The organism is Rhizobium sp. 21-4511-3d (assembly GCF_053522545.1).
Map to the genome: position 1 here is coordinate 271,355 of NZ_JBNWCF010000003.1, position 19,306 is coordinate 290,660.

A 19,306-nucleotide genomic window follows, 5' to 3' on the forward strand; every position below is an offset into this window, starting at 1 on the left:
GAAAACACCGGGATTAGAGGGGTGGCACGGCGCTTGCTTCGATCTGATATCGACAGATCGATGGGTGCCCATGTTCAACCTTGCGATAACCTGCCTGCTTCTTGCCGCAGCACTTGGCCTCAGCCTGCGCCGGTTCAGCCTGCCATATCTTGCGAAAGGCGAGATTGCCGAGCAGTCCTCGCCGGTGACGATGGTGGCGAGTGCGGTATTTCTGGTGGCGCTCGCGCTGGCGGTTTCCGATCGGGGGCTGTGGTATGCGGCCGTCGCCATCGGCGGTGGCCTTCTGGTGGCGTTGGTCTTCGATCAGGACAATCCGCGGATGACGGCCGCCTTGTCGGTCGCCTGCCTGCTCAGCTACGTTGCGCTGAGATAGGCGGTCCCTCTTTCTTCGGAAGCGACCGGGCGACGGCGCTCAGCAGATCGGTTTGCGAGATCAGCCCGAGGATATGACTGTTGTCGTCGACGATGATGACGGCGTGGGTGCGGCCATCGGTCAGAAGTGGCAGGAGATCGAAGGCGCGGTCTTCGGCGCGGGCGGTGACCGCTTCCGAAATCTGCCCCTCCAGTGAACCCGGCAGGAGCGCGATTTCGCGCAGGCCGACCGTTCCGATCAGCCGCCTCTCGGCGTCCCTGACCGGCAGCGTGCGGATATTGTGGTGGAGGAGCAGCCATCGGGCCTGCTCGACGGTACCATCGAAATCGATGGCGATGACGTCGCGCGACATGATGTCGGCGCAGGTGATTTCGGCGTTCGAGCGGGCAACGGCCTCGAATTCGACGCGGCGCAGCACGCGGCCGAGATCGGCGCGATCGATGTCGAAGGCTTCGTTCAAGGCGGCGAGCGCCGCATCGATATCCTCGTCACGAAATCCGGTGCGCTCGGCTGCCGGCGGATCGGCCGTCAGGTGCGTGTTCACAGGGGCGGCGGCAACATGCGGATAGTTGTGGCGCGACAGCTTGTGGAACAGCAGGCCGATCGCCACCAGCAGGCAGGAGTTCAGCGCCACCGGCACGAAGGGAAACAGCATTCCCCAGCTCGCGACGACAGGCCCGCCGAGAACGGCCGTCAAAGCCGCAGCACCGCCCGGCGGATGCAGGCAGCGGGTGAAGGACATGGCGGCGATCGCCAGGGACACGCCGACGCCGGTGGCGATGATCGGATCCTTGATCAGGCTGGCGGCGGCAACGCCCATGATCGCCGAGATGGTATTGCCGCCGATGATCGACCAGGGCTGCGCCAGCGGACTCGCCGGCACGGCAAAGAGAAGCACGGCGGAGGCGCCCATCGGCGCAACGATCAGCGGCAGATGCGATCCTTCGCCAAACAGCAATCCGCACATAAGCCCGGTGAGCGCGATCGCCACCAGCGCCCCGAGACAGGCAAGAAGCCGGTCGCGAAGCGTCGCGCCCGCCAGCATGGGGTGGAAGAGCCTGGATGATAGGGAGCGCTTGCTCGCTGCGTCGCGCGGTCCTTTAGGGGGCATGGATCGGCCTGTCAGATGAATTGCTGTCTTCAGTGAGAAATCTGTGCCGGGGAGGCGGATGGTGCGGTAAGGAGCAGGTCCTTGAAGCCGCTAAGGGGATCAACGGTGATAGGGAATAAACCGCCGCATCGGCCAGGCATCTCAACTGTCGAGGCTCTTCTATTCTCGAAATGAGAACGCGATCAAGACCTGCTGTGCCAGAGAACCAGGACTAGGTGACGCATCTTCCTGTCTTGCGGCGACTGCCCTTGGTCCGAAGCGCGCAGTTCAAGACTGCTTTTACGGCGAGGTCGTTCATGACTTTTCTTGCTCTGGCCGCCGTTCGCGCCTGGCTGCCATCATCCGTCGCCATGGTCCAGGAGACATGACGTAATCGGAGCCTCCCCCGTTCGGACGTCTTTGTAGGTCGAGCTAATTTTACTCAGCACCGTCTCGTCATCCGAATCGATCTCATAGAACGTGCTATCGATCGCCCGAATTATCACCCACGGCCTTTCTGACTGCGTGGGTTCCGAGCCAACAAACTCTCCCCAGATAACCTGTTGTGTATTCTCAGCTATGGCGGCTAAATCAGAGCCCGAAAGCCGGCCATCGTCTTGCGCCAACCCCTCAAGCCGTTCACCCCCTTCACCGGTAGCCTCAAACCACTCGTGCCCCGGCTTGGACGACTTGACTGTCGAGACCACCCAGCATGCTTCTAAAGAACGAGGGGCCAAAAGTCGCAGCAAGTCTCTGAGATCAAACGCAAGAACGTGATCTTTGAGGTCATAGACTCTAAGTGCCGTCATGGTATCCCCGCCACCCTACGGTCGCATTGGCAAAAACACTTTGTCAACAGGACCTAGACGACGGCAGGCGCTTCGATCGGGACGCCTGCCTCGGAGGCGGCGGAGATGAAGCTCAGCCTCGCTTCCAGCGGCGTGCGCAGCCCGGCCTCGACATCCGAGCAGATCTGCAGTGCTTCCATGAAGGCGCGGCCGTTCGAAACCGGCCATGCGTTCAGCAGGATGGCCAGCGCCTCTGCTGTCGTCGCCACGATATGCATGTCGCCCGTTCGCTTGCAGGCGACCAGAACCGGCATTTCCCAACGGCGTGTACTCATGTCCAGCCCTCAACCAGGACAGGAAAACCATACAGAGTACACCGTCACAGCGTCAAAGCCGGAAATCTCCGCATTCGCAGCATGATTAAGGAGGCGCTAAGCGGTTGTCCATGCCGTAGTCGGGAACCGGGAGGCCATTCCGCGAATTTATGGAATGCAGAGGAGATGACCATGATCCGCAAGCTGAAATCCGGCGAATACCGGCTTTATTCCCGCAAGGTCGATCCGAGGACCCACAAGCGGCGCAATCTCGGGACGTTCGAGACCCGCGAGGCCGCCGAGAAGCATGAGCGCGAGGTGCAGTATTTCAAGCGCCATGGCTGACGTTTGCGATCGTCCGGTTGCTCAAGGAGGATAGTGCAGTGGTCGACGACGAAGAAGTTCTGATGAAGCGCGACTGGCTGGCGACGGTCTCGGGCGTCCATCTTCACAATGTGCATGGCGACGATCTCGAGGAGAGCCCGTGCAACATGCTGCTCGGCAACGCGATCCTGCATGTGGCCAGCCTGGAAAAGGCCGCCTGCGAGCATCGCGGCGCCAAGGTTGTGATGGGAGAGCTGATGCTCGATTGCGCCGAATGCCGGGCGCTCGCGGAAAAATTCGGGACGCGTCTGGCGGTCATCGAATAGGTGGCGCCTGATGTGGCGGGCTGATTAGCGCGCCCCGTCGGCGCGACCATCCCTGGCCGTCAGCAGGGCGAGAGCCGATTGCGCGACGCCGACGATGGCTTCCAACAGCTCGCTATCGCTCGCCTGCATCATGCCCAATCCGGTGATGGCATCCTCGAATTCACCCGCTCCCGGCGTCCCGTCGTCGAGCTTTCCCGACAGCTCGAACCCCGCCTCGCAGACCTTGGTCAGTTCGTCGCGTTTGCCGATATCGGTCATGCCCGGCAGCGATATGGCGACACGCTCCAGCTCGGCGATGAAGGCGGCCGTCTCCAGCGACAGCTGCGTCAGCGGCATGTGCCGGGCATCGGCGTGGATGCGGGCAAGCGAGGCGCGCATTTTCATCCGGTCAGCTCGCATGACCGGCTCCATCCAGGCTTTCCGACGCCGCATTGTCGTTCGACGAGTTGATGCCCAGGCTATCCTCGATCATCGCCCGCAGCATGGCAAAGCGAAGCTCGAGCGCCGTCACCTCGACCGATTTCGTCAGATTCGAAAGGTCGGCTGCGAACAGATCGAGCTCGTGCAGGAGCGATTGAACATCGGATGTCAGATAGCCCATGAGGTTCCTATGTCTGAAGCGACTCGGGATCGAGTTTCGCTAGACACTTAACCGGCAATCATGGCCTGCGAAGGCCGATGCGGCTGGCATGGTGAACATCCCGTAAATACTGACAGGGTGTGTTTCAGGATGATCCGCCGCCCGGCCGCACCTGCCTCAACCTTTTCAATGCGGTAGCTTTCCGTCGAAGAGATCCATGACGGTGCGGGTCATTATTCCATCTCGCGTCTTGAAACCTTCCAGCACTTCGAAGTGGTTTGCATTCGGCAGGACGAAGCTGCTGGAGCGATTGCCGCTGGCTTGCCAGGCCTCCTCGAAACGCCGGGATTGCCCGGCAAAAGCCTCCGGATCCGCATCGCCCCAGGTCAGCGCAAGCGGTGCGGCGAGCTTGCGGACATTCAACAGCGGGCTGTCGTTCTGGATCGTTGTCGGCGTCAGCCTCAGCGACGGCTGCAGGAAGCTGCCGGCAAGCGGTGTCAGGTCGAACAGGCCGCTGATCGCAAAACCGGCCTTCACCGTGTCGTCAGGCAGGCCGTAGCGCGACCAGTCGGTCAGCAGCGTGGTGGCCGTCAGGTGGCCGCCGGCGGAATGCCCGCCGACAACGATCCTGTCGGGATCGCCGCCGAAAGATTCGGCATTCCTGTAGGTCCAGGCGACGGCAGCCCTGACCTCGCGGACGATCTCGCCGATTTCGACGGTGGGGCAGAGATCGTAGGTGACGTTGACGACACAGGCACCCGCTGCGACCGGTCCGGGCGCGACCATGGAGAAGACCCGCGAGGTCAGCGATTTCCAGTAGCCGCCGTGAACGAAGACGAAGATCGGCGCCTTCTTCGGAGAAGGCGAGGGACGGTAGAGATCGAGATGCTCCATCAGCGTCGGGCCGTAGGCGATACCGAGCTGCTTGTCGGCGATGGCGGCTTCGGCGGCCGCGCTGTCTTCCATGAAACGGCGCGCATAGATCATGAAATCGGGAACGGAGGCCTCGACGTCATAGGCGGCATCCAGCGCGGCCTGGGTCTCGTAGCCTGAAAACAACTGTGTCATTGCGCTTCTCCTGAGGTGGATGGTTGCTGTGGCGATCGGGTGAGGGCGGGGCGGTGCCCGCCACGCCGCTCGAGAAGGCCGGCGAGCCCCTGCGGCAGAAACAGCATCAGGGCGATCGATATCAGCCCGAGCACCAGTTGGCCCTGGCCGGACATCTGGCCGAGGATGCGGTCGACGATGACGAAGAGGACAGCGCCAATCAGCGGGCCGGAGACGGTTCCCATGCCGCCGGCCACGGCGACGAAGACGACGTAGGACGCCCAGGAGATCGAGAAGCCGGATGCCGGCGTGATGATCATCGCGTCCATGAAATAGAGCCCGGCCGCGAGCCCGGTCACGAAGGCACTGATCAGGAAGATCGCGGTCTTGATGCGCATCACGTCGATGCCGCTGCTTTCGGCCGCCTCCTCGTCGTCGCGCACCGCCATCAGCGCCAGTCCGTAGGTCGAGCGCATCGAGAGGAAGATGCCGAGCGTGACGGCGGCGGCGAGGCCGAGCGCCAGATAGTAGAGCGTCAGCACATCGACACCGGCATTGATCTGCATGCCGCCGCCCGCGCCTGCAAGCGGCCAGCCGTTGAAGATCGTCGCGACGGATTCGGCGATCAGCCAGGTGGCGATGGCGAAATGCGCGCCGCGAAGCCGCAGGAGCGGCAGGGCGCCGAGAAACAGGAAGAGCAGCAGTGAGGCGCGGCGGGTGAAGGCGTCGCCGAAGAGATCGAGCTCAGGCCGCAGCGTCACGGCGATCTCATATCCAACGGCAAGACAGAGGGCGGCGCCGAGCGCCCAGGATCGCCTCACCGGCCGTTTGAAGCCCATCGGCACGACGAGCAGCATGGCAAAAGCCAGCGGCACGAGGCCGGCAAAGATCCAGACCGCTGCCATGGGCGCGGCAGCGTAGTAGATCAGGATGGCTTCGGAAAAGCCGGCAAGGCCGATGAACACCTGCTGGCCGAAGGAGAGCATGCCGCCGAACCCGGCCATCAGGTTCCAGGCGTGGCCGAGCGTCGCGAAGATGAAGACCGACATCAGCAGGTGGACGACATAGCTGTCGGCGCCGGTTGCTATGGGAACGAGCGTCAAGGCGGCGAGCAAAGCGAGTGCCGCGATCAGCCGCGGCGCCGGTCTGGCAAGGCTGGTGGTTGCCGGGGGCGAGCCGATGGCGGGGGAACTGGAGATGTCCATGGGTGCCGGTCCTATCGCTTGAAGAGCCCCTGGGGGCGTGCTGCGAGTACGAGAAGAATGAGCAGGTAGCCGGCGAGTTGCTGCGCCGCCGGCCCGAAATAGGTGCCGGCAAGAACCTGGGTGATGCCAAGCGCGATGCCGCCGAGGAAGCAGCCGCCGAGCGATCCGAGCCCGCCGATGACGACGACGCCGAAGGCGGTCAGCAGGTAGGGAGGGCCATCGAACGGCTGGAAGGAGCGCGACATGCCGATCATGAACCCCGCGAAGGCGGCAAACATCAGCGAGAGCCCGGCCGCAACGCCATAGACATGAGCCGTCCGCATTCCCATCAGCGCGGCAATCTCGGCATCATCGGATGTCGCCCGGATCGCCCGGCCGATATGGGTGCGCTGGATGAACAGCGCCAACGCGCCGATCAGCAGGGCGGCAAGCACGAGAAAGCCGAAGCGCAGCGTCGAGATGCTAAGATCGTCGCTGAGCGCGATCGCCGAGAAGGAATAGCTGTTGCGGATCGTCTGGGCGTTGGTGCTGAACACCACCTGCATTGCCTGCGACAGCACCGTCGAGATGCCGAAGGTGATCAGCAGCGGCAGCATCATGCCCATGATCGGCGAGAGGCCGCGTCGCTCGACGGCAAAGGTTGAGACCCGGTTCAGCAGTCCGCGCTGCAGGGCATAGCCGATGAGAAACATCACCGGCACCAGCGGCAGCAGCGCCCAGAAAGGCGAGACCGGATAGAGCCCGAGAATGACGACGGCGAGATAGGCCGCCAGGATCAGCCAGTCGCCATGCGAGAGGTTGACGAGCTTCATGACCCCGAAGCTGAGCGCAAGGCCGACGCTGATCAGAGCGTAGTAGCCGCCGAGCGTCGCCCCCGTCATAAGCCCGTTGGCAAGGTCGATCCAGGCCCAGTAGAAATCCTCCATCGTCATGGTCATCGGGCTCCCTCGACAGGCATCGGCATCGGTGAATGGGAGTGGCGGGCGCCGCCGAAATAGGCGGTGGTAATCGCCTCGCGGCTCAGCGAAGAAGTCTCGCCGGAAAGCACGATGCGGCCTTCCAGCATCACGGCAGCCCGCCCGGCAAACCGCATCGCCCGCTGCAGGTCCTGCTCGACGAGCACGATGGTCAGCCCGTCGCGCAGCCGCTGCAGATTGCCGTAGAGGTCCTCGACGGTGGCAGGCGAAAGCCCGAGCGAGACTTCATCGAGCAGCAGCAGGCGCGGCGAGGTCATCAGCGCCCGGCCGATCGCCACCATCTGCTGCTCGCCGCCGGACATTTGCGTCACGATCTGGCGGCGCCGTTCGGCAAGCCGCGGGAAGAGATCGTAGATTTCATCGAGTCTCTGCCGGGCGCTACGGCGCCAGACCGGCAGGTAGGCGCCGCAAAGCAAATTGTCTTCGACACTCATGCGCGAAAACAGCCGCCGCCCCTCCGGGACGAGGGCAATGCCCATCTCGACGATTCGCTCGGGCGGCAGGCGTTCGATCGCCTGGCCCTCGAAGCGCATGCGGCCGGTCAGCCGCGTCTTGCCACCGACTGCCGTCAGTCCGGTGATGGTCCGCAGCAGCGTCGATTTGCCGGCGCCGTTGGCGCCGATCAGCGCCAGGATGTCGCCGCGGCGAAGCTCGAGATCGATATCGAACAGCGCCTGCAGCTCGCCATAGAAGGCGGAGATTTCGTCGAGTGCGAGAATGGTTTCGGTCGCGGCCATCGTCAGGCTCCTAGATAGATGCGGCGGGTTTCGGGAAGGGCCATGACCTTGTCGGGATTGCCGTCGGCGACGATCTCGCCGCCAGCCAGAACCATCAGGCGATCGGTGGCGGTCAGCATCGTGCGGATCACATGCTCGATCCAGACGACGGCGATACCGAGGGAGCGCACGCTTTTCACCATGGAGATGAAGGCGCTGACCTCTTCCTCGGTCAGCCCCGCCGCCACTTCGTCGATCAGCAGCAGGCGCGGCCGCATGGCGAGCGCACGGGCAAGCTCGTGGCGCTTGCGCACCAGCAGCGGCAGGCTGCCGGCGAGCATGCCGGCATGCGCCGAAAGCCCGGTCAGCGCCAGCGTCTCGCCGACCCAATGGTCGGCGGAACGCTGGTCCATCTGTCCGGCAAAGGTTGCCGCCACGCGCAGGTTCTGCTCGACGGTCATTTGCCCGAAAGGCTTCGGCACCTGATAGGTCCGCCCGATGCCGAGCCTGGCACGGCGATGCGGCGGCGCCGTGGTAATGTCCTTGCCGCAGAACCGCACCATGCCGGACGAAGGCTTGATATGGCCGGAGAGCATGCCGAACAGCGTCGTCTTGCCGGCGCCGTTCGGGCCGATCACGCCAAGCACTTCGCCTTCCGAGACATGGAAACTCACGTCCTTCGCCACGGTGAGCGCGCCGAAGGATTTGGTGAGATTGGTGACTTCGAGAATCCTGGTCATGTCGGGTGTCTCCGTCCGGATGTGTCGCAGATCGAAGGCGCCCTATTCGTAGAGCTTCATCTCGGCCGTCTTCTGGACCGACGGGTAGACGGCGTTGAAGACGTTTTCCTTGATGATCTTCCCCTGCGCCTGGTCGAAGCGCCATTGCGCGCCGCCGAGCGGCTGGACCGAGAAGTTCTGCTTGTTGAAGGCGACGGGACCGGCGACGGTATCGACCTTGGTGGTCCGTAGCGCGGCGAGGACCGCTTCCCTGTCCTTGGTGCCGGCGCGCTGGATGGCGCTCAGCAGCACGTCATAGGAGGCATCGTCGTAACCGAGCGGCGGGATATACTGCTTGCCGGTCGCCTTCTCGAAACTATCGACCAGCGCCTGGCCGCTATAGCCGCCGAAGGACGAGCTGCCAGGATAGGCGGGCGACCAGAAATTCACCGAGAGCAGGCCGTAGCCGACCTCGCCGAGGGCCGCCATCGGCTCCGGATATCCGGTGCCCTTGTCGATGATGTACATTTTCGGCTTGAAACCGGCCTGGGCGGCCTGCTGCAGATAGTTCTGCATATCCGGCGGGGCGAGCACACCGGCGACGACCTCGACGTGGTTGCGCTTGAACTGGTTGATCAGCGAGGAGAAGTCGGGCAGCCCCTGCTGGAAACGGCCGGGATCGACAGGCTTCCAGCCCTCGCCCTTGAAGACCGGATCGAAGATCTTGGCAAAGACGGTGCCGTCGGCATCGTTCGGATAGAGATAGCCGATCTTGCCGTTGAAGCCGCCCGGCAGCGCCTTGATCATGCCGACATGGTTCTTCACCAGATCGGGCACCGAGAAGAAGAATTCGAAGGCGTATTTGTATTCCTTCGGCTTGCCGTCGGGGCCGAGAAGCCAGGCTTCGACCGGGGTGTTGGTGACGATGCAGGGTATCTTGTTGCGCTCGCAGAGATCGGAGGGCGCATTGGTCGTATCGGGCGTGCCCTGCGCCATCAGGAAATCCACCTTGTCCTGCAGCATGGCCTGGGTGGCGGCTTCGGCCGAACCGGCGACGGTGCTCTTGCTGTCATAGATCTTGTAGCTGATCTTGCAGAGATCGTTGCCGACCTTCAGTCCACCGGCGTCGTTGATCGGCTTCAGCTTGTTGTCGTCGACCCACGGCGTATCCTTGCCGACATCGGCGAGCGGGCCGGTCATCGGGACGATACGGCCGATGCTGATGCTACAGTCCGCCGCCAGCGCTTGCCCGGCGGGCAAAGCGGTAAGCAGAAATGCGCCTGCGAGAATTCTCTTCATGCTGATAAGGCTTGCCGTCATATCGTTCCCCTTTATTGGCAGCAAAGAACCTGTCTCCCGGAGGACATCTCCGGGCGATTGGGCATGCGTGACCGATCGTTTTGAGGCCGAGCGAGACCCTTCGCCGCCGCGATGCGCGGGGCGTCGAACTCACATTCCGCGGCCTGAACGGGCGGGCTGACTGTCTGGTATTGATCTGCAGTGAAGTCTATTATTTTTCATGATTACGTCAATATGAAAAAAATAAGACATTAACGATTTTTCGGCGTTTTCCTGCCGGGCCGCAGATACGGCAATGCCGCGCCTTTCCTATTGAAAATCAACAGGAAATCAGCGCGGCAGGAAGCCACGGCAGAGCATGTCGCAGCCCGCAGACCGGGCGCTATCGGCCGCCCGTCTAGAGCGATGCCGCCTGCGTGAGCAGCGCTTCCGACGACCGCGCCAGCAGCCCGGCATCGACGCCGACGGCGAGAAAATCGACGCCGGCTTCCGCCGCCATCTTCATCAGCACAGGATCGCCGCTCAGAAGCCCGGCTGGCTTGCCTGCCGCCTTGATCTTGCTGATCGCATCGACGACCGTCTTGCGCAGGCCGGGATTGCTAAGATCGGCGCCGAAGCCGATGCTGGCGGCGAGATCGGCGGGACCGACGAAGAGCGCATCGACACCCGGAACCGCCGCGATGGCCTTCAGGTTGCCGAGCGCTTCCGCCGTCTCGATCTGGACGATGACGCAGAGATCCTCGGCCGCCTTGTCGAAGTAGCCCTTCTCGCGGCCGAAACGGGTCGCCCGGGTCAGGCCGGAGACGCCGCGTATGCCGCATGGCGGATAGCGGGTCGCGCGCACGGCGGCTTCCGCCTCCGCCGCGTTCTGGACATAGGGGATCAGCAGCGTCTGGGCGCCGATATCGAGCAGCCGCTTGATCAGCACTACATCGTTGGAGGCGGGCCGGACGATCGCGGAGACGCCGGGATAGCCGGCGATCACCTGGAGCTGCGGCAGCACGGTCAGCGCATCGGCGGGCGAATGTTCGGTATCGAGCAGCAGCCAGTCGTAACCCGCCCCTGCCACCACTTCTGTGGCAAAGGCAGAGGACAGGGTGCACCAGAGGCCATGCTGGCGGCGGCCCTCCGAGAGGGCCTGTTTGAACAGGTTGCGGGGCATGGCGTCACCTATGCGAAGGAGATGCCGATGGCGCCGAGCGGGCCGTAATCGGCCTGGATGACGTCTCCGGAGACGATATCGACTGGGCGGGTGAAGGAGCCGCCGAGAATGAACTGGCCCTTGCGCAGGACCTCGCCCTGGTCGGCAAGCTTGTTGGCGAGCCAGGCGACGCCGGCGGCCGGGTGCCCCATGATGGCGGCCGATACGCCCGATTCCTCGATGATACCGTTCTTCGACAATGTCGCGGCGACCCAGCGGATATCGACATCGAACGGCCGCACCGGCCGCCCGCCGACGACCACGCCGCCCGATGCCGCGTTATCGGCGATCGTATCGGTGATCGCGCGCGGCACTTCCGTGCGGTAATCGATGATCTCGAGCGCGGGAACGACGACTTCGGTGGCGCGCATCACGTCGTAGATGTTGCAGCCCGGGCCGCTCAGATCGTCCTTCAGGACGAAGGCGAGCTCGACCTCGAGCCGCGGCTTGATGAATCGCCCGGCAGGGATTGTCTGGCCGTCGCGGAACATCATGTGATCGAGCAGGGCGCCGTAATCGGGTTCGGTCATCTTCGAGGCCATCTGCATGGCGCGCGATGTCAGACCGATCTTGTGACCGACGATGCGGCGGCCTTCGGCAAGATGGTGTTTCACCCAGCGGCGCTGGATCTCATAGCTTTCGGCGAGCACGAGTTCGGGATGGCTCTTCGAGAGCTGCGGAATGACGGCGCGGCTCATTTCCGCATCGAAAAGCGAGCGGGCTGCGGCGTCGAGTTGGGCTTCGGTCAGTGGCATTTCGGATGTCCTTGAAACGGGATGGCGAAAGCGGCCGGGATGCGGCCGCTCTCCTGATGTGCTCGGGGGGCCTCAGACGGCCGCGGTCACAAGCTGCGACACCAGAAATGCGGTGACGGCGACGAAGGCGACCATCGTGGTGAAGATGGTGATGTTGACGTCGAGTGCGAGGCCGAGCGGCCCGCCAACCGGCAGGTAGCCGTTCTCGTCGTAGTTCTCGCCCGCGTAGAACCGCTTGCCGAGCACGGCGGCGAAGAAGCCGCCATAGACCGCCACGGCAGCCACCAACGGCAGGATCAGCTGCGGCCGTTCCGGCAGGATCGGGAACCAGATGATGGCGAGCATGGCGATGGCGAGGATGATGTAGCTCACCACCTGCCACACACAATGGAAGCGCGCATGGCCGGTCCAGCGCGGGTTGGTCGCGTGCGTCTTGTTGAGATCGGCCAGAGCCGGAATGAGGCTGTAACCGAGGGTCACGATGGTCAAAAGAATCTTCACGGCAAGCAGCATGGTTTCCTCCTCCAGAAAGGCTGCGGCATCCAAAACTGTATCGTTATACGGTACAGCTGTATCGAAATTGTAGATACGTGAGCGGGAAATTGTCAACGGCAAAACGCCACGCAGCCTCGCGGGCACGCGGCGTCGCGAGTTAACCAACTAATTTTGCTTGAGTTTATCGGATCTCGAAGACCGGTCGGTCAGTGGCCGGTTACGGTCTCGATCGAGGCCCGGCACTTTGCCAGCGCCTCGCGCACCAGTCCGGCGCGCTCGTCATATCGCTGCCGCGGCATCAGGACGCCGAGCGCATAACTGGCATTTCCGACGCCGCGAACCGGAAGCGATAGCGCACAGACGCCCGCCGCATATTCCTCCTCGTCGGCCGCAATGCCGCCGGCGCGGATCTTGGCGATTTCGGCGAGCAGCGTGGGGCCGTCGGTGATTGTCTGCGGCGTGATCTTCGGCAATCCGCCGGCGATGATTTCGGCGACATCGGCATCGGACATCTGTGACAGATGCGCCTTGCCGTTCGAGGTACAGTAGAGAGGAAGGGCTGAGCCGACCTGCGAGACGACGCGCAGCACCCGCCCGGCGCCCTGGACCTGGTCGATCACCACGGCGGCGTTGCCCTGCAGCAGGGTCAGATCGACGCTTTCCTCGACATCCTGATGCAGCTGCTCGATCGCCGTGCGGAAGAACTGCCTGATATCGCGATAGGCGAGCGTCGCGATCCGCGGGATTTCCGAGCCGATCCTGACGCCGACCTTGTCCACTTCGGTCGCCACCAGCCGCTCGACTTCCATTGCCCCCACCAGCCGCTGCACGGTTGCTCGGGCAAGCCCGGTCTGCTTGGCGATCTGGCCGAGGCTGAGCCCCGAAGGCTCCTCGGCGAGCGCCCGCAGGATTGATGCGGCACGCGCGATCAGGCGGATCTCGTTGCGTTGGCCCTTGGCCTTGGTCGGGGAAGAGTCTGGCGGCGTCATCGATGCTTCTTCTGGGTTGGTCCCCTTTTCGTAGCCGCTGACCGCCGTCAGTCAATAGCAGAATGGTTCGGCGCCACCACGCGGTTCAACCACTCGATGGCTGCTGCGATGCCGCCGAACGGGTACAGATGGAAGAACACGTTGCCGAGCGCCCGCCTCTCAAGACCTTCAAGCAGGCGCGCTGCAAAGCGGTCGGCCGTGACAACCGCATCGGGATCGCCGAGCGGCTCAGGAGCGCGCGCGACGCCGAATTGCCGGGCGAAGCGGATCAGCGTTGCCGCCCGCGACGGGCCGGGAATGCCGATGCGGACGGGCACATGGATGCCCGCATTCCGCAGCCTGGCGATCCAGCCGATAATGGCATCCGCATCGAAACCATATTGCGTGGTGATCTCGGTCTCGCAGCCGCTGTCGCGAAGGAAGGCCAGCTTCGCGAGCAGCGCCTGCCACAGCGCCGCATCGCTGATCTTCGGATGTCCCTCGGGATAGCCGACGATCCCTGCGCGGGCGATGCCGTGGCGCTGTAGAACGCCGCTTTCGAGGAGTGTCATCGCATCGGAATAAGGCCCGGCTGCGGTGGCCGGATCGCCGCCGACGAAGAGGAAGCGCTGCGGAGAAGCGGCGGCTTTCAGCCCACCGATCAGTGTCTCCACGTCGTCTTCCGATGTCAGGCGGCGGGCGGAGATGATCGGCACCGGCTCGAACCCGGAGCGGCGCAGGATGCGCGCGGCCTCGATGCGCTGGGCATGCATCTCGTTGCCGAGGAAGGCGATATTGACCGGCGTGTCCGGCGCGATTACCGGCCGGGCGGTTTCGATCTCGCCGATACCCTTGCCGGTGATCTCGAGCGCGTAGTCCGCCCACAAGCCGCGTCGTTCAGACATTCTCTTCCCCTAGCAATACCAGCAGTTTTGCGGCGCATCGGGATTGCCATACATGGGCATAAAAATGTATGTCAATGCGGCATACATGGAGGGTATCTTATGTGGCAGCCGCGGCTGAATGAAACCGCCCGCATGAAATATCTCGGCATCGTCGAGGCGCTCGAGGCGGACATCCGCGCGGGCCGGGTGACGCCGGGTGAACGGCTGCCGCCGCAGCGCACGATCGCCGAGGCGCTGAACGTTGATCTGACCACCGTGACACGCGCCTTCAACGAGGCGCGGCGGCGCGGACTGGTCGAGGCTCAGGCCGGCCGCGGCAGTTTCATCAGCGAGCGGCTGGAGGAAAACGGCCCGCTGGAACGCCGGGCGCCGCTCATCGATCTCAGCATGAATATCCCGCCGCAGCCGCAATCGGCCAATCTGAAGAAGGCCCTGCCGCAGGGGATCGCCGAGGTTCTGGCCGGATCGCGCGGCCTGCTCAGCTTGCATTATCAGGAGAGTAACGGCGCCGAGATCGACCGGAAGGCTGCTGCCACATGGCTCGGCCAGCGTATTTCAGGCATCTCCGCCGAGCGCATCGTCATTACCGGCGGGGCGCAGAGCGCGCTGTTTGCCGTCTGCGATCTGTTGCTGCGCGGCGGTGATGCCATCGCCGCAGGCGAGGTCACCTATCCCGGCCTCAAGGCGGTGGCGATGCAGAAGGGCGTCCGGCTAGAGCCGCTGGCGATGGATGCCGAGGGCATCATCCCCGACGCCTTCGAGCGGCTTTGCAGCCGTGCGCCACCGAAGGCGCTCTACGTCATTCCGTCGATCGACAACCCGAGCACGGCAACGCTGCCGCAGGCGCGGCGACAAGCGCTTGTTTCGCTTGCCCGTCACTACGGCGTGGCGATCATCGAGGATGATCCCTACAGCTCGTTGCAGCCGGAGCGGATCGTCTCGTTTGCAGAGCTGGCGCCCGACATTACCTGGCATATCGCGACGCTGTCGAAATGCGCCACGCCGGCGCTCCGCGTTGCCTATGTCGTGGCGCCCAATGCCGGGCAGGGGCTGCGGCTTGCCGGCGTGCTGCGCGCGACGATCCTGATGGCGCCGCCACTGATGTCGGCGCTTGCCAGCCGCTGGATCACCGACGGCACGCTCAATGAGCTGACGGCGGCCATTCGCGCCGAGAATGCCGTCCGCCAGAAACTTGCCGCCGCCATTCTCGGCGGCATTCCCTTTGCCGCCGATCCGCACGGCCACCACCTGTGGCTGACGCTTCCTGATCATTGGCGGGCGGCGGATTTCGCCGAACATGCAGATCGTGCCGGCGTTTCGATCGTACCGGCATCAGCCTTTGCAACGGCAGGCGCGACGACCGAAGCGGTCCGCATTTCGCTCGGCGTCGCGCCCGACCGCGGCGCTCTGGAGGATGCGTTGACGCTTCTCTCCGGTCTGATCGCACAGCCTTCGCTGGCGTCACGCGCCGTGGTCTGACGACCGGTTGTTCATCAGCCGCTGCAGCAGCGGCTTGGCCTGCACGCTCTGGTCCTGGGCGGCATTGCCGTTCCTCCACCGGGCCGGTGGGTGTTCCGCCGGGGTGACGATCGAGGTGAATCCGCATTGCCGCAGCAGTGGCAGTTGATCCGGCAGCAGATGGCCGATGGCGCGGACGTCGCCCATGAAGCGGTGCTTGTTGCGCAGCGCATGGGCGATGGTGAAGCCGCGGCCGTCCCGGAATTTTTCGAACAGGACGACCACCACATCGAACTCATCGAGCAGCGGTGCGATCAAATCGGCCGATTGCTCCGGCCGCAGCAGGACGCCGGCCGGCCTTGCATCCGGCGGCAGGCGCTCCAGCCCCTGCAGGGCTTCGGCCGGCACAACGGTGTAAGGCGCCGGCATCGCATCGGTCTCCGGCTGCGGATAGAGCCAGCGATCGGGAAGCTCCTCGCCGAGGTGATTAATCAGCGCCATAGACGGCCTCCTTGAACGGCGCCGGGCCGAGACGCCGGTAGGTATCGATGAACCGCTCGCCGTCCTGGCGTTCGGCCAGATAGGCGCCGGTGATCGCTTCGATGGCATCGACCACCTTGTCGGAGGCGACCGACGGACCGATGATGCTGCCGATCGAGGCCTTCTCGTCGGCGGCGCCACCGAGGGTGATCTGGTAGACCTCCTCGCCGCTCTTATCGACGCCGAGCAGGCCGATATTGCCGACGTGATGGTGGCCGCAGGCATTGATGCAGCCGGAAATATTGAGGTCGAGCGCTCCGATCTGCCGCTGCCGGTCGGGATCGGCAAAGCGCGCCGCGATGCGCTGCGCGACGGGGATCGAGCGGGCGGTGGCGAGGCTGCAGTAATCCATGCCAGGACAGGCGATCATGTCGGTGATCAGGCCGATATTGCCGCTTGCAAGCCCGGCCTCCACCAGGCCGGTCCACAAGGCTTGCAGATCGGCCTGGCGCACATGCGGCAGGACCAGGTTCTGCTCATGGGATATGCGGATCTCGCCGAGCGAGTAGCGGTCGGCAAGGTCTGCGACCACATCCATCTCGTCGGCGCTGATATCGCCCGGAATGCCGCCCTCCGGCTTCAGCGAGATGACGGCGGAGATGTAGCCCGGCTGCTTGTGCGGATGCGTATTGCTCTTCGCCCAAAGGCTGAAGCCGCGATTCGCCTTTTCTGCGGGTATCTCCGGCAATGCCTCGAAAGGCGGCGGGTTGAAGCGGGCGGCGACGGCTTCGACGATCTCCTCGTGGAGAACGTTGTGATCGTCTGGCAGGGCGGCGAATTCGTCCTCGATCATGCGGATGAAGTTTTCCGGCTTCATCTCGCGCAGCAGGATCTTGATGCGAGCCTTGTAGATGTTGTCGCGGCGGCCGAGCGCGTTGTAGACGCGCAGGATCGCCTCGACATAGCGCAGGAGATCGCGCACCGGCAACCAGTCGCGCACCTTGGTGCCAACCACCGGCGTGCGGCCGAGGCCGCCCCCGGCATAGATGGTGAAGCCCGGTTCGCCGGCCTCGTTGCGGCTCGCCAGAATGCCGATGTCATGGACGCGCACGGCGGCGCGGTCTTCGGGGCTGCCGGTGATGGCGATCTTGAACTTGCGCGGCAGGTAGGTGAACTCGGGATGGTCGGTCGACCACTGTCTGAGGATCTCGGCGTAGAGGCGGGGGTCGACGACTTCTTCGGCCGCCGCTCCGGCAAAATGGTCGGTCGTGACGTTGCGAACGCAATTGCCGCTGGTCTGGATCGCGTGCAGATCGGCCTCGGCCAGAACGGCAAGAATATCGGCGGCGTCTTCGAGCCGCGGCCAGTTGAACTGGATGTTCTGGCGCGTCGTGAAATGGCCGTAGCCGCGGTCGTAATAGCGGGCGACATAGGCGAATTGGCGCATCTGTGCGGCGCTGACGACGCCGTAGGGCAGAGCCACGCGCAGCATGTAGCCGTGAAGCTGCAGATAGAGGCCGTTCATCAGCCGCAGCGGTTTGAATTCCTCTTCGCTGAGCTCTCCCGCCAGACGGCGGTTGATCTGTTGGCGGAATTGTTCGGCGCGGTCGCGCAGGAACTGCCGGTCGTATTCGTCATAGCGGTAGATACCGGCATAGGGCGACGACGAGGTCGCCGACGGGAGCTCCGGAAAGGGCGGCTGCGGCCACCGCGCCGGCTTGCCGGGTGTCGCGAGGTCTCGCCGCACGCTCGGCCCCGTACCCCGCAGGCGCTCGCGCCGTACTGCCGGCACCCATTCGCCCTCGACGCACTCGGCTTCGATCGTGCGGGTGTCGACGACGATGTTGCCGCGTTCGGAAAGCCGGGCCGTTTCTATCAGTTCGGCAAGGCGCTCGTCTTCGATAATGGTTGCCTTGCCGAGGTCCTCGGTCCAGCGGCCGCGTGTGTCGAACCAGACGGCTACGCCGTCGCTCAGCCGGTTGGCTGTTATCATATGGGCAGGCATGGTCGTCTCCTCTGGGGCAATGTCAGGCGGCGGCCGAGTGGCCGAACCAGCCGAGCTTTTCGCGCGCCTCGCAGAGAGCCGAGACGAGCGCGCGCATGTGCGCCTGGGTGTGGAACGGCGTCGGCGTGATCCGCAGCCGCTCCTGGCCGCGGGCGACCGTCGGGTAGTTGATCGGCTGGACGTAGATGTTGTGCTCGCGCATCAGGAATTCGCTGGTGGCGCGGCAGAGATGCGCGTCGGGGATCATCAGCGGAATGATGTGGCTGGCGCTGTCGAGGATCGGCAGGTTGGCGGCCTTCATCATCTGCTTCAGCAGCGTCACATTCGCCTGCTGCTCGCTGCGCTCCTGCGGATGGGCCTTCAGGTGCTGCACGGCAGCCAGCGCGCCTGCCGCCAGGTGCGGACACATGGAGGTCGTGAAGATGAAGCTGTCGGAGAAGCTGCGCACGACGTCGATCAGCGTGGCCGGGCCGGTGATATAGCCGCCCATGACGCCGAAGGCCTTGGCCAGCGTGCCCTCGATGATGGTGACGCGATCGGCGACGCCGAGCTGTTCGGCAACCCCGCCGCCATGCTCGCCGTAAAGGCCGACGGCATGCACCTCGTCGAGATAGGTGAGCGCTCCATGCTTTTCGGCGACGTTGCAAATCTCGGCGATCGGCGCGATATCGCCGTCCATGCTGTAGACGCTCTCGAAGGCGACGATCTTCGGCCTTGCGGGATCGATCCTGCTCATCAGTTCGTCGAGATGGGCAGCGTCGTTATGGCGGAAGATGAAGCGCTCGGCGCCGGAGCGGCGAATGCCCTCGATCATCGAATTGTGGTTCAGGGCGTCAGAGAAGATGGCGCAATCGGGCAGTACCTTGCCGAGCGTGCCGAGCGCCGCGAGATTGGAGATCCACCCGGATGTGAAGATCAGCGCGCCTTCCTTGCCGTGCAGATCGGCAAGTTCGGTTTCCAGCGCCACATGCTGGCGGTTGGTGCCGGAGATGTTGCGCGTGCCGCCGGTGCCGGCGCCGAAATCGTCGATCGCCGCGTGCATGGCGGCCAGCACGTCGGGGTGCTGGCCCATGCCGAGGTAATCGTTGCTGCACCAGACCGTCACATGCCGGGTTTCGCCCGTCGGCCCGTGCCACAGCGCGCTCGGAAACTCGCCGGCGATGCGTTCGAGTTCCGCGAAGGTGCGGTACCGGCCGTCGAGCTTCAGCTCGGAAAGAAGGGTCTCAAATCTAGCAGCATAGTCCATTGCCTTGCTCTCTTCCGCCGCCTGGCTGGGGGAAC

General features: G+C 64.1%; 22 protein-coding genes. 4 read left to right on the forward strand and 18 right to left on the reverse strand.

Features of this window, described 5'->3' with window-relative positions; translation table 11 throughout:
- The first annotated feature begins 70 nt into the window (after window positions 1-70).
- Window positions 71-373, forward strand: a complete 303-nt coding sequence (locus tag ACQZ5H_RS09660; RefSeq protein WP_449097501.1) for a hypothetical protein — start codon at window positions 71-73, stop codon at window positions 371-373.
- Here ACQZ5H_RS09660 and ACQZ5H_RS09665 read toward each other — a convergent pair.
- Both ACQZ5H_RS09665 and ACQZ5H_RS09670 read right to left on the reverse strand, forming a co-directional pair.
- Window positions 351-1,484, reverse strand: a complete 1,134-nt coding sequence (locus ACQZ5H_RS09665) for an HPP family protein (RefSeq protein ID WP_449097502.1) — start codon at window positions 1,482-1,484, stop codon at window positions 351-353. The genes ACQZ5H_RS09660 and ACQZ5H_RS09665 overlap by 23 nt on opposite strands.
- A gap of 841 nt (window positions 1,485-2,325) precedes the next feature.
- A complete protein-coding gene (locus ACQZ5H_RS09670; protein WP_112714563.1) occupies window positions 2,326-2,586 on the reverse strand; it encodes a DUF982 domain-containing protein in 261 nt (86 codons plus the stop codon).
- A 171-nt stretch (window positions 2,587-2,757) separates the two neighbouring features.
- Here ACQZ5H_RS09670 and ACQZ5H_RS09675 point away from each other — a divergent pair, with 171 nt between their 5' ends.
- Complete coding sequence (locus ACQZ5H_RS09675; RefSeq protein ID WP_449097503.1) at window positions 2,758-2,910, forward strand: hypothetical protein; 153 nt, start codon at window positions 2,758-2,760, stop codon at window positions 2,908-2,910.
- Between the two features lie 38 nt (window positions 2,911-2,948).
- A complete protein-coding gene (locus ACQZ5H_RS09680) occupies window positions 2,949-3,215 on the forward strand; it encodes a hypothetical protein (protein WP_413711996.1) in 267 nt (88 codons plus the stop codon).
- A 24-nt stretch (window positions 3,216-3,239) separates the two neighbouring features.
- Here the strand turns inward: ACQZ5H_RS09680 and ACQZ5H_RS09685 are convergent, their stop codons facing one another.
- The 13 genes from ACQZ5H_RS09685 to ACQZ5H_RS09745 all read right to left on the reverse strand — a co-directional run bounded on the left by ACQZ5H_RS09685 (window position 3,240) and on the right by ACQZ5H_RS09745 (window position 14,082).
- Window positions 3,240-3,614, reverse strand: a complete 375-nt coding sequence (locus ACQZ5H_RS09685; RefSeq protein ID WP_449097504.1) for a hypothetical protein — start codon at window positions 3,612-3,614, stop codon at window positions 3,240-3,242.
- Window positions 3,604-3,816 carry a hypothetical protein gene (locus ACQZ5H_RS09690; protein ID WP_112714557.1) on the reverse strand — a complete coding sequence of 71 codons (213 nt, stop codon included), beginning with the start codon at window positions 3,814-3,816 and terminating at the stop codon, window positions 3,604-3,606. The genes ACQZ5H_RS09685 and ACQZ5H_RS09690 overlap by 11 nt, the downstream gene beginning before the upstream one ends.
- A gap of 165 nt (window positions 3,817-3,981) precedes the next feature.
- The gene (locus ACQZ5H_RS09695; protein WP_449097505.1) at window positions 3,982-4,863 is read right to left on the reverse strand and encodes an alpha/beta hydrolase; all 882 of its coding nucleotides are present in this window, start codon (window positions 4,861-4,863) and stop codon (window positions 3,982-3,984) included.
- Window positions 4,860-6,047, reverse strand: a complete 1,188-nt coding sequence (locus ACQZ5H_RS09700; RefSeq protein ID WP_449097506.1) for a branched-chain amino acid ABC transporter permease — start codon at window positions 6,045-6,047, stop codon at window positions 4,860-4,862. Before ACQZ5H_RS09700 ends, ACQZ5H_RS09695 begins: the two co-directional genes overlap by 4 nt.
- 11 nt (window positions 6,048-6,058) lie before the next feature.
- Complete coding sequence (locus ACQZ5H_RS09705) at window positions 6,059-6,985, reverse strand: branched-chain amino acid ABC transporter permease (RefSeq protein ID WP_449097507.1); 927 nt, start codon at window positions 6,983-6,985, stop codon at window positions 6,059-6,061.
- Window positions 6,982-7,761, reverse strand: a complete 780-nt coding sequence (locus tag ACQZ5H_RS09710) for an ABC transporter ATP-binding protein (protein ID WP_449097508.1) — start codon at window positions 7,759-7,761, stop codon at window positions 6,982-6,984. The genes ACQZ5H_RS09705 and ACQZ5H_RS09710 overlap by 4 nt, the downstream gene beginning before the upstream one ends.
- Window positions 7,762-7,763: 2 nt before the next feature.
- Window positions 7,764-8,480, reverse strand: a complete 717-nt coding sequence (locus tag ACQZ5H_RS09715; RefSeq protein WP_112714547.1) for an ABC transporter ATP-binding protein — start codon at window positions 8,478-8,480, stop codon at window positions 7,764-7,766.
- Window positions 8,481-8,522: 42 nt separating this feature from the next.
- Entirely contained in the window at window positions 8,523-9,779 is a 1,257-nt protein-coding gene (locus tag ACQZ5H_RS09720; protein WP_449097509.1) for an ABC transporter substrate-binding protein, read from the reverse strand.
- 376 nt (window positions 9,780-10,155) lie between these two features.
- Entirely contained in the window at window positions 10,156-10,920 is a 765-nt protein-coding gene (locus tag ACQZ5H_RS09725) for an HpcH/HpaI aldolase family protein (protein ID WP_449097510.1), read from the reverse strand.
- A gap of 8 nt (window positions 10,921-10,928) precedes the next feature.
- The gene (gene hpaH, locus ACQZ5H_RS09730) at window positions 10,929-11,714 is read right to left on the reverse strand and encodes a 2-oxo-hept-4-ene-1,7-dioate hydratase (RefSeq protein ID WP_112714541.1); all 786 of its coding nucleotides are present in this window, start codon (window positions 11,712-11,714) and stop codon (window positions 10,929-10,931) included.
- 72 nt (window positions 11,715-11,786) lie between these two features.
- Window positions 11,787-12,227 carry a hypothetical protein gene (locus tag ACQZ5H_RS09735; RefSeq protein WP_413711988.1) on the reverse strand — a complete coding sequence of 147 codons (441 nt, stop codon included), beginning with the start codon at window positions 12,225-12,227 and terminating at the stop codon, window positions 11,787-11,789.
- A gap of 188 nt (window positions 12,228-12,415) precedes the next feature.
- The gene (locus ACQZ5H_RS09740; RefSeq protein WP_112714539.1) at window positions 12,416-13,198 is read right to left on the reverse strand and encodes an IclR family transcriptional regulator; all 783 of its coding nucleotides are present in this window, start codon (window positions 13,196-13,198) and stop codon (window positions 12,416-12,418) included.
- A gap of 47 nt (window positions 13,199-13,245) precedes the next feature.
- On the reverse strand, window positions 13,246-14,082 hold the full coding sequence (locus ACQZ5H_RS09745) for a methylenetetrahydrofolate reductase (RefSeq protein ID WP_449097511.1): 837 nt from the start codon (window positions 14,080-14,082) through the stop codon (window positions 13,246-13,248).
- A 99-nt stretch (window positions 14,083-14,181) separates the two neighbouring features.
- Here ACQZ5H_RS09745 and ACQZ5H_RS09750 point away from each other — a divergent pair, with 99 nt between their 5' ends.
- The gene (locus ACQZ5H_RS09750; protein WP_449097512.1) at window positions 14,182-15,561 is read left to right on the forward strand and encodes an aminotransferase-like domain-containing protein; all 1,380 of its coding nucleotides are present in this window, start codon (window positions 14,182-14,184) and stop codon (window positions 15,559-15,561) included.
- On the opposite strand, the gene ACQZ5H_RS09755 is transcribed toward ACQZ5H_RS09750, so the two are convergent.
- Genes ACQZ5H_RS09755 through hemA form a run of 3 tightly spaced genes read right to left on the reverse strand, consistent with a single transcriptional unit; the run spans window position 15,544 to window position 19,271 of the window.
- Window positions 15,544-16,041: a DUF934 domain-containing protein gene (locus ACQZ5H_RS09755; protein WP_449097513.1), complete on the reverse strand. Its 498-nt coding sequence runs from the start codon at window positions 16,039-16,041 to the stop codon at window positions 15,544-15,546. The two genes, ACQZ5H_RS09750 and ACQZ5H_RS09755, sit on opposite strands and share 18 nt — an antisense overlap.
- A complete protein-coding gene (locus ACQZ5H_RS09760; protein WP_449097514.1) occupies window positions 16,028-18,025 on the reverse strand; it encodes a DUF2849 domain-containing protein in 1,998 nt (665 codons plus the stop codon). The genes ACQZ5H_RS09755 and ACQZ5H_RS09760 overlap by 14 nt, the downstream gene beginning before the upstream one ends.
- Before the next feature lie 22 nt (window positions 18,026-18,047).
- Window positions 18,048-19,271: a 5-aminolevulinate synthase gene (hemA, locus tag ACQZ5H_RS09765; RefSeq protein WP_449097515.1), complete on the reverse strand. Its 1,224-nt coding sequence runs from the start codon at window positions 19,269-19,271 to the stop codon at window positions 18,048-18,050.
- Window positions 19,272-19,306 lie beyond the last annotated feature (35 nt).

Bases quoted from the DNA above. Each gene is read 5' to 3' on its own strand.
- ACQZ5H_RS09660 (WP_449097501.1), top strand. From the start codon at position 71: ATGTTCAACCTTGCGATAACCTGCCTGCTTCTTGCCGCAGCACTTGGC.
- ACQZ5H_RS09665 (WP_449097502.1), bottom strand. From the start codon at position 1,484: ATGCCCCCTAAAGGACCGCGCGACGCAGCGAGCAAGCGCTCCCTATCA.
- ACQZ5H_RS09670 (WP_112714563.1), bottom strand. From the start codon at position 2,586: ATGAGTACACGCCGTTGGGAAATGCCGGTTCTGGTCGCCTGCAAGCGA.
- ACQZ5H_RS09675 (WP_449097503.1), top strand. From the start codon at position 2,758: ATGATCCGCAAGCTGAAATCCGGCGAATACCGGCTTTATTCCCGCAAG.
- ACQZ5H_RS09685 (WP_449097504.1), bottom strand. From the start codon at position 3,614: ATGCGAGCTGACCGGATGAAAATGCGCGCCTCGCTTGCCCGCATCCAC.
- ACQZ5H_RS09690 (WP_112714557.1), bottom strand. From the start codon at position 3,816: ATGGGCTATCTGACATCCGATGTTCAATCGCTCCTGCACGAGCTCGAT.
- ACQZ5H_RS09695 (WP_449097505.1), bottom strand. From the start codon at position 4,863: ATGACACAGTTGTTTTCAGGCTACGAGACCCAGGCCGCGCTGGATGCC.
- ACQZ5H_RS09700 (WP_449097506.1), bottom strand. From the start codon at position 6,047: ATGGACATCTCCAGTTCCCCCGCCATCGGCTCGCCCCCGGCAACCACC.
- ACQZ5H_RS09705 (WP_449097507.1), bottom strand. From the start codon at position 6,985: ATGACCATGACGATGGAGGATTTCTACTGGGCCTGGATCGACCTTGCC.
- ACQZ5H_RS09710 (WP_449097508.1), bottom strand. From the start codon at position 7,761: ATGGCCGCGACCGAAACCATTCTCGCACTCGACGAAATCTCCGCCTTC.
- ACQZ5H_RS09715 (WP_112714547.1), bottom strand. From the start codon at position 8,480: ATGACCAGGATTCTCGAAGTCACCAATCTCACCAAATCCTTCGGCGCG.
- ACQZ5H_RS09720 (WP_449097509.1), bottom strand. From the start codon at position 9,779: ATGACGGCAAGCCTTATCAGCATGAAGAGAATTCTCGCAGGCGCATTT.
- ACQZ5H_RS09725 (WP_449097510.1), bottom strand. From the start codon at position 10,920: ATGCCCCGCAACCTGTTCAAACAGGCCCTCTCGGAGGGCCGCCGCCAG.
- hpaH (WP_112714541.1), bottom strand. From the start codon at position 11,714: ATGCCACTGACCGAAGCCCAACTCGACGCCGCAGCCCGCTCGCTTTTC.
- ACQZ5H_RS09735 (WP_413711988.1), bottom strand. From the start codon at position 12,227: ATGCTGCTTGCCGTGAAGATTCTTTTGACCATCGTGACCCTCGGTTAC.
- ACQZ5H_RS09740 (WP_112714539.1), bottom strand. From the start codon at position 13,198: ATGACGCCGCCAGACTCTTCCCCGACCAAGGCCAAGGGCCAACGCAAC.
- ACQZ5H_RS09745 (WP_449097511.1), bottom strand. From the start codon at position 14,082: ATGTCTGAACGACGCGGCTTGTGGGCGGACTACGCGCTCGAGATCACC.
- ACQZ5H_RS09750 (WP_449097512.1), top strand. From the start codon at position 14,182: ATGTGGCAGCCGCGGCTGAATGAAACCGCCCGCATGAAATATCTCGGC.
- ACQZ5H_RS09755 (WP_449097513.1), bottom strand. From the start codon at position 16,041: ATGGCGCTGATTAATCACCTCGGCGAGGAGCTTCCCGATCGCTGGCTC.
- ACQZ5H_RS09760 (WP_449097514.1), bottom strand. From the start codon at position 18,025: ATGCCTGCCCATATGATAACAGCCAACCGGCTGAGCGACGGCGTAGCC.
- hemA (WP_449097515.1), bottom strand. From the start codon at position 19,271: ATGGACTATGCTGCTAGATTTGAGACCCTTCTTTCCGAGCTGAAGCTC.